7 protein-coding genes are annotated in these 8969 nt (G+C 50.1%); 6 read left to right on the top strand and 1 reads right to left on the bottom strand.

The annotated features are described in order from the left end of the window. On the bottom strand, nt 1–396 hold a 396-nt coding region (locus AC2YIT_RS27870; protein WP_487281362.1), incomplete at its 3' end, for a cupin domain-containing protein. Between the two features lie 274 nt (nt 397–670). Between AC2YIT_RS27870 and AC2YIT_RS27865 the strand changes: the two genes are divergently transcribed. From AC2YIT_RS27865 to AC2YIT_RS27840, 6 genes are all read left to right on the top strand, one after another. After that, a complete protein-coding gene (locus AC2YIT_RS27865) occupies nt 671–1042 on the top strand; it encodes a hypothetical protein (protein ID WP_430845977.1) in 372 nt (123 codons plus the stop codon). Nucleotides 1043–1373: 331 nt separating this feature from the next. Beyond that, complete coding sequence (locus tag AC2YIT_RS27860; protein WP_430845978.1) at nt 1374–2174, top strand: glycerophosphodiester phosphodiesterase; 801 nt, start codon at nt 1374–1376, stop codon at nt 2172–2174. A gap of 86 nt (nt 2175–2260) precedes the next feature. Continuing rightward, nucleotides 2261–2815 carry an RNA polymerase sigma factor gene (locus AC2YIT_RS27855; protein WP_430845979.1) on the top strand — a complete coding sequence of 185 codons (555 nt, stop codon included), beginning with the start codon at nt 2261–2263 and terminating at the stop codon, nt 2813–2815. A gap of 21 nt (nt 2816–2836) precedes the next feature. Next, nucleotides 2837–3838 carry a FecR family protein gene (locus AC2YIT_RS27850; RefSeq protein WP_487281361.1) on the top strand — a complete coding sequence of 334 codons (1002 nt, stop codon included), beginning with the start codon at nt 2837–2839 and terminating at the stop codon, nt 3836–3838. Nucleotides 3839–3968: 130 nt separating this feature from the next. Then, on the top strand, nt 3969–7406 hold the full coding sequence (locus AC2YIT_RS27845; protein ID WP_487281360.1) for a TonB-dependent receptor: 3438 nt from the start codon (nt 3969–3971) through the stop codon (nt 7404–7406). A 33-nt stretch (nt 7407–7439) separates the two neighbouring features. Then, nucleotides 7440–8882 (top strand): RagB/SusD family nutrient uptake outer membrane protein, encoded by a 1443-nt coding sequence (locus tag AC2YIT_RS27840; RefSeq protein ID WP_487281359.1) that lies wholly within the window; start codon nt 7440–7442, stop codon nt 8880–8882. The last annotated feature ends 87 nt before the right edge of the window (nt 8883–8969 follow it).

Here is an 8969-nt window from a genome sequence, read left to right as displayed (position 1 = left end):
TATTTCAGAATCCGCCATCGCCTTGATCGAATGGGGCAGATGAGCATGGAAGGACATCATCTGACCGGCTGTGGTGTAAAATACCCGTCCTTCGGTTTCAACTTTCAATTCTCCGGCCAATACCTGGAATGTGAGCCATTCGTCAATCGAATGGTCATTAACGATCGCGCCCGATTTGAGTATCGCGATCACGATCGTGATTTTGTCTGATTTGTAGACGGTAATGGCGTTCCGATCATTTTTCGCCCATGATTTTTCTGATCTAAGCTGTTCAAGGTAGGCAGGAATATCGCTGAATACATATGGTGCATCCAGGATACGGTCGCCCTCCGGGCGGTTTCCGGTTGAGTGGTTGGATTTGATTTCCATGGACATGGTGAATAAGATGTTGATCAATTGGTTTTAGGACGCAGGAAAATCGTGCCATTATGATATTAGTAATTATTTTAATAAATTTTATAAAAAAAATCATGTTAAAGCAACCCTTCGTCCTACTTCGCCCGGGAGCGGAACCGCCTTACGGGAATTGCTTTTTACCATGAAATACTTGGCTCAAATGAATGACTTTTGCCTTTTGATCACAAGATCGACCGTTGAATAAATGAAATAGTACTTTTTTTAGAGTTATTCCATTATTTTTGGGCATCACACTCTTAACTAAAATTTAGCTGTGGAATTTAATAACAGGGAAATCGGCGCTACACTTATTCTTGTCTGCATGGTAGCTTTTTGGACTTTATCGTCTATCCGCAGGCGGATCGCAGAAGAGAGAAAGAAGAAGATTCTCAAACAAGGCGTTCAGGCGAACGCTACCGTTCTGGCCATCCGGCCGACGGGCGAATACCTCAACAATCTGCCCGAGTTTCAGGTGCAGGTGCAGGTAAAACCAAAGGCTGGTAATGATTTTGTAACGGAGATGCGGGAGGTTCTTCCTTTTGCCAAATATGACTCTCTCCGCAAAGGCACGCAAGTACTCGTTAAGTATGACCCCGAATACTACAAAAGAGCGATTTTCCTCCAAATGGCAGAGACTTTGATTTAATTTCTGACTTTACTGGTTTTCATAAATAATAAAGGGCCGGAAGGCCCTTTATTATTTATGAAAACCAGTAGTACAAAAATTAAGTATGTGCATAGTGCTTCACGAGTAGGTGTGTGTAACAGCCTGTGATGTGTATAGCAGGTCAGGCTGACTGTTACAAATCAACCACCTAAAATTGACCTTCCCAAACTTGTTGAATGAGAGGCTGAACCGAATTATCAATCGGTAAATCACATGCCGATTAGCCCGTTTTTGCGGACTTTATGTTATTGTTAAGGGTGTTTTCGGAAGCTCGTCCGGTGATACCTTTGCAATCTCAACAAGATCTCCCATGAAGCAACTCTTTTCGCTAATTCTCGCCTTTGTTCCATTCAGGTACTCTGCCCACGTATATGCCCAGGATACGACGGTCCGTTTGATCGCCCACCGGGGTGGGGTGGTGGATAGCACGTTTACGGAAAATGGGCTGCCGGCATTGAAGGAAGCCGCCCGACAGGGCTACAAGATGGTCGAAACGGATATGCGCCTAACGGCCGACGGTGTTTTGATCGCCAACCACGATGCTGATTTCAAACGGTTTTATGGCGATCCACGCAAGGTAACGGAGACAAAATGGACGGATGCCCGCACACTGGCCAGCAAGCTGGATGGTAACCACCCAATGCTCCTCGAAGATGTATTCAGGTTTTGCGCCGAAAATAAAATGGCTGTCATGCTCGATAACAAGATCGCCGGACTGGACTCTGTCCTCTTCTCCGGGCTGGTCGCCTTGCTGGACCGCTTCCATCTTCGCGAAACAGCGATCATGATCGGAACCGACGAATCCACCGAATTTTTTACAGGAAAGGTACGGCTTAGCTGTTCCCGGAAGCAATTGGAAGGAAATATGCAAAAGCCCGGCTACCGGCCGGATCATTATTACCTGTTCGAAAGGCCGGCCAGCCTCACGCGCGAGGACGTCGCCTGGGCGCAGGAGCATAACATCCGCGTGATAGCGGCAATTAACAAATACCATTACCGCAAATCGGCCGACATGATGGCCGACGCAAAAAAAGATTGCGAGCGTATGCTGGCCTATGGCGTGACCGAATTTCAGATCGATTCGGAGTTCCGGCAATTTCTGCTGAAATAATTTTTCTCAAAAAAATGATAAACCGTTTTAGGGATTGACGGAAGTTGTTTGACTATACATACAGATCCGAGTAAAGGAGCACCCTGATGACTAAAATTCTAACCGACGAACAGCTGGTAACACAGCTCCGCGAAGGCAACAAGCGTGCTTTCGAGGAGATCTACGATCGTTACTGGTACAAACTGTTCTGCATTTCCTATCATCAGGTGGGATCGAAGGAGGAGTCGGAAGAACTGGTGCACGATATATTCGAAAGCCTGTGGAACAAGCGGTCGGATACCGAAATCCGGAACCTGGCAACGTACCTGGTGATAGCAATGAAATACCGGGTCACGAATTTTATCAAGTCACAGATTACCTGGCGGCGATATCAGGAGTACCTGATCCTCAATAAAATCCAGGAGACCTATTCAACCGACGACATCGTGCAGTTCTCGGACCTTTCGCGTGCGGTGGACGAAGTGATGCGTAAGCTTCCCGAGAAGACCAGCCGGGTGTTCCAGTTGAGCCGGTTTGAAAATCGTCCGGTAAAAGACATTGCCGAGGAGCTCCATATCTCTGAAAAAGCGGTGGAATACCATATAACCAAATCATTGAAAGCATTGAGAGAAAATCTCTGGATGTATTATTCCAGCAACTAAAACCTATACACGCCTCCGTAAATGACACCTGAAAGCTACGACCAACTGATACAAAGATATATAGCCGGGGAAACCACGGCGGAAGAGGACTTGCGGGTGGAGCAATACCTGCAAGAGAATCCCGTGCAGGACTCCGAGGTGCTGCTGGCTGAAAAAGACGAGATCGGCCAGCGCATCCGGCAGAAGCTTCTGGCCAATACGACGAGAAAGTCCGTAAAAATAGGCTGGTGGGCCGCCGCTGCCGCGTCGGTGGCGTTGCTGGCAGGCGTATTCTGGTACAATGCCCCCAAACGGGCTGCTTATTTCCCGGTATTGAGTTCAATCTGGGCCTGGAACGATGATAGCGAAGGTTTTGCCGTAAGCAATACCTCGCACAAGCCCCAGCGGCTCACTTTGGAGGATGGAAGCGTGGTAATTCTGCAACCCAACAGCCGGATCAGCTATCCCGAGCATTTCGGAGAACGGAAAAGAACAGTCTACCTGCACGGTGAGGCCTTTTTTCAAGTAAAAAGAGATGTGACCAAGCCGTTTATCGTTTCGACGGAAAATCTGGCTACACAGGTTCTGGGGACGAGTTTCAATGTGAAGTCTTACGATGGAGCCGGCTCGATCGAGGTGCAGGTGGCTACCGGACGTGTTTCCGTTTATGAAAATTCCGGCAGTAAGACGGCCAGCAAGAACGGCTTCATACTGACGCCTAACCAGAAGGTGATATTCGATAAAGAATCGCGGAAAATGGAACTGGGCATTGTGAAGAATCCGGTGGCCGTCAAACCGGCCGAGACCGGCACGCGGTTTGAGTTTGCCGAAATACCTGCAATGGAGGTGCTGGCATTGCTGGAAAAGACCTACGGAATTGATATTGTCGTCGAGGGCGACGTCCTGAGGAATTGCCTCTTCACGGGCGACCTTAACGAACTACCGATGTTCGATCAGCTCGACCTGATCTGTAAGGCCGTGAATGCAGAATATGAGCGCCGCGGTGCTTCGCTGTTTATTTCGGGTGAAGGGTGCGGCAATTAAGGAATGAAAGAAAGTAAGTTTTATAAAATGCCGGCCATGCGCTAACATGTCCGGCCGTTTTGAATACCCTTCCTGGCAGAAGGATACTGTTTGTTTTTGAGTTGTTCAGTTCACAAAAACCTTTAAAATTATGCATAAAAAAATACCCTACAAAAGGGTTGTTTACAAAGTCATGAGTACTAGCGCTAAACAACTTTTGCTTGCTTTGATATGCTGCGGAATATCGATGGCACACGGCGTTTATAGCCAGGAGTTGCTGAATAAGGAGATTTCGCTAAAAGTCGAATCGTTGGAAATCAGGCAGGTATTGCGTCAAATTGAAAAACAGGCCGACGTCAAATTCGTATACAGCTCGGGCAGTATCCAGGGCAGGAGTACAGTGGCGGCAAAGCAACTTCAGGGTTCGCTGAACCGTGTACTCGACCAGCTGCTCACGCCCCTCAATGTTTCTTACGAGGTGGTGGGTAATTCAAGGATATTACTCAGAAAAAAGAACGACCCGCAAAGCGCAGCGCCCTTTAGCGCCAGAACAGCGGGCATCATAGCCGATCGGACGATTACCGGGAAGGTAGTGGACGAGAAAGGCGACGGCTTGCCGGGCGTGAATATTCTCATTGTAGGCAGCCAGCAAGGCACCACATCTGATCAGAACGGTCAGTACCAACTCAATGTGCCGGATAATGGCGCCACACTCCGCTTTTCCTTCATCGGGTATGTCAGCCAGGATGCGGTGGTAGCCAACAACTCCGTCATCAACATCACGATGGCTCCCGATGTGAGCGCGTTGAAAGAAGTGGTGGTAGTTGGGTACGGAACGCAGGAAAAGAAGGATGTAACGGGTGCGGTATCTTCTGTAAAAGGTTCTGATTTTCAGAATCTCCCATCGGGAGGGGCGCAGCAGGCGTTACAGGGTCGTGCGGCGGGTGTGAACGTGATCCGTAACGGCGGTGCACCGGGCGATGCAGGTACGATCCAGATCCGTGGTTTCGGAACAGTGAACAATGCCGACCCGCTGGTGGTGATCGACGGCGTTCCTGCCGGTTCTATGAACGACGTGAACCCGAACGATATCGAGTCCATTGAAATCCTGAAAGATGCATCTGCATCCGCTATTTACGGAACACGTGCGGCAAACGGCGTAGTGATCATCACTACCAAGCGTGGCACTTTCGATAAGCCGATTAGTGTAACATTGAATGCCTATGCGGGTATCAGCAACCGCATTAAAACCCTTGATATGCTGGAAGCGCCCGACCTGGCGGCGCTGAAACGCGAAGCTTATAAGAACGACGGCTTACCCGTGCCACCGATTTGGGAAGATGCCCAGTACCAAACCCAGAAAACCAACTGGCAGGATGCATTGCTCAAGCAAGGGGTTACCCAAAATTACGACGCAGCGATCCGCGGGGGCGGCAAGTATTCGTCATTCTCGATTTCGGGTGGTTATTATAATGAAAAAGGTATTATCGGCAAGTCCTATTACAAACGGTATACATTCCGCGTCAACTCGGATCACAAGATCGGTTCGAGGCTGAAAATAGGGCAGAACCTGCAATTCACGAACACGCATAATACGGCGCCGAATACGACTTCCTCGCAAACCGGTTTGCTTTGGAGCGCCATTCGTTTTCATCCGGGCCTCCCGATCCGCAATGCCGATGGTTCTTACAGTTCAACCAAGGGCATAGGAGCGTTCGGGGATATTAACAACCCCATTTTCACGGTCGATACGCAGGATCAGAATAATATCCGCAACCGCATTCTGGGTAGCCTCACCGGCGAGCTGGAACTGTTGAAAGACCTGAAACTGCGCGCCAACCTGGCTATGGATGCGACATTTTCGGAAAGCACAAATTTCGACGTAAAAATCAACGACCAGTTCCGTACCAATTCTTACAATCAGTTGGACCTGACGCATGGCAAATACTGGTCATTTTTGCAGGAGTATTTCCTTTCGTATGACAAGAAAGTCGGTGCGCACAGCCTGAACCTTGTCGGTGGTTACACTTCTCAGACGTTCAACAGCATTTCATCCAAGCAACGCGGCCGCGATTTTGCGAGCGAGGACCCTACGCTGCGCTACCTGCAATATGCGGGAACAATCGTATCGGTGGCGGGAGAAGACGGTAACCGCAGCTACGACGCGCTGGCTTCGTGGTTCGGTCGTGCCAATTACTCGCTCATGGATCGCTACCTGCTAACGGCCACATTCCGTGCAGATGGTTCTTCCAAATTCGCGCCTGGCAACCGTTGGGGCTATTTCCCGGCATTCTCGTTGGGATGGAGATTGTCGGAAGAAGATTTTTTCAAGAATGCATTGCCGGTGTTCAGTAACTTCAAGCTGACGGGCGGCTGGGGCCAGCTGGGTAACCAGAATGTAAATTCATTGCAATATCTGGCCCTGATCAACTCGTCGTACCGCTATGCATTGGGTGCAGGCGGCACACAAAACCCGGTCTCGGGTGCCGCGCAAAGCCGTCTGGCGAACCTGCAAATAGGTTGGGAAACGGCCGAAATGAGCAATTTCGGTGTGGAAGCGGGGCTTTGGAAGAATGCATTGTATTTGTCAGTCAATTATTTCATCAAGGATACCAAGAAAATGCTGCTGGCGCCGCCGTCTATCGGAACGATTGGTACTTCTATTATTCCTGACCAGAATATCGGTCAGCTGCGCAACAAGGGTGTGGAAATCGAGGCGTCATACCGTCATTCATTCGGCGATCTGACCCTGAATCTGAGTGGTAACGCAACATTGATTAAAAACCGCATTACAAAACTCGCCACCCCGGGCGGCTTCCTCGCTTCGCAGCTGTACGGCCGCGGCCAGCAGGAGATCGTGCGTACGTATGAGAACAATCCTTATGGTACGTTCTACGGCTATAAAACCAACGGCCTCTACCAAAGCCAGGCTGAAATCGATGGCGACCCTAACATTGCCAACGATTCGCGCAAAACCAATGGACAGATTCACCCGGGCGATGTCCGCTTCCTGGATTTGAACGGCGACGGCATTGTTGACGACAAGGACCGGACCATCATCGGAAGCCCTCAGCCGAAAATCAACTATGGTTTGAATGCGGGGTTGAACTACAAAGGATTTGATTTTAACCTGTTCTTCGTAGGTGTTGGCGGCGTTTCGATCTTCAACGCCGACCGTATGCAGGGCCTGGACGCGAGCTATTCGTTCAATTTGTATCAAGAGGCTGGCGAGCGCTGGAATGGCGCCGGTACCAGCAACACCGTGCCGCGCCTGAGTATCGACAACCCGAACCGCAACTTCCGTCCTTCAGATCTCTTTATCGAGAAAGGGGATTTCTTCCGTCTGAAAAACTTCACATTAGGCTACACCATCCCTAAAACTGTGATCGAGAAAGTGAAATTGACCCAGGCAAGGATTTACGTTACCGGACAGAACGTGTTTACGCTGACCAAATACACCGGTCTGAACCCCGAGCTGGGGTATGTAGGCGGAGACAAGGCAGCAGGATTGTACAATCAGCTGAATGTCGATTACGCGCAGTATCCGCAGGCACGTACCTGGACGATCGGCGCAACTTTGTCCTTTTAATCAACCCACACCAGCTCTCAAAGAGAACACGATATGAAAAAGATATATGTAATGGCCGGATGGCTTTTCCTGATGGCCGCAACCAGTTGTAACGACGACCTGCTCGACAGCACGCCATACGGACAGGTTACCTCCCAGCAGTTCTGGCGCAATGGCGACGACGTGGTGGCTGCTACCAACGCCATTTACGCCCCGCTGCTGAACGAAGACGGTTTTGCCCACACGGAGTATACTTTCGATAACTGCTCGGACGATATGAACCGAGCCGGCGACCACTCTGACGAGACTTCCCTCGAAATGTTCACTTTCGACGCGGCCAACTCGCACATTCTCGCGACCTGGTCGACCAAATATGAGGTGATTTCCCGTGCGAATGCGGTGCTGATCAACGCCCCGAAAGTGACGATGGACGAGGCATTGCGTAACCGCAGTTTGGGCGAGGCGTATTTCCTTCGTGGATTTGTATACTGGCGGCTTTCGCTGATTTACGGCGAAGTGCCTATCATTCTCGAAGACGATGCGCTGAACAATAATTATAACAAACCGAAAGCAACTCTTGCCGAGGTACGCGCCCAGGCTGAATCGGATTTCCAGAAGGCGGCTGCGCTGCTACCGGTAAGCTATGACGATGCGCAGTCGGGCCGCGTAACGCAGGGCTCGGCGAACGGGTTTTTGACCAAATTGTATGTGTACCAGGAAAACTGGGCGAAGGCAATCGAATCGGGACAGAAAGTGATTGGAAATGCCGCTTACAAACTCGCAACCAACTACGACGAAAACTTCCAGCTCACGACCGAGAACAACCCTGAGATCCTGTTTTCATTACAATATGAAACCGGCTGGACGACCGACAACTCACCGACCTTCTACCACACGCCGCAGGCATTCGGTGGATGGGGCTTCCACGAGCCGATCGAAGACCTCGTGCAGGAGTTCGAAAAAGGCGACCCGCGCCGCTCTTACTCCATTTATAGTCCCGGTGACAAGGTTAACCGCGGTTCGGCGGGAACGACAACTTTCGCGGCGAATATGACCCGCGTAACCGGCTACTCGTTCCGTAAATACACCAGCTTTACCGATGCCGGCGACATGAGCCAAAGCCTGAACGCCCCTTTCCTGCGCTCGGCGGACGTGTATCTGCTCGTGGCTGAGGCGAAAATCCGTTCTGATCAAAGTGGCGATACCGAATTGAATGCAGTGCGGAAACGTGCGGGGCTAGCCGCTAAAACCGGAGCGAAAATGGCCGACATCATGCACGAGCGCCGCGTGGAACTGGCCGGTGAAAACGAGCGTCACCAGGATCTGATGCGCTGGGATAAAGCCGGACTGATCGACATCGCAGCACATTATAAAATCGCCCGCGGGCCGTTCAAGCCAAGCCGCAATTTTATCAAACCTAAACACTATTATTTCCCCCTTCCCCAGCGCGAGGTGGATTTGAGTAATGGGGTTTTGAAGCAGAATAGTAATTATTAATGATTGAATGATTGAATGATTGAATGAATGAATGATTGAATGATTGAATGATTGAATGATTGAATGATTGAATGATTGAATGATTGA

The organism is Dyadobacter sp. SRI_021 (genome assembly GCF_057586235.1).
The sequence above is the reverse complement of the archived record's forward strand: the minus strand, read 5'-3'. Positions and strand labels throughout refer to the sequence as shown.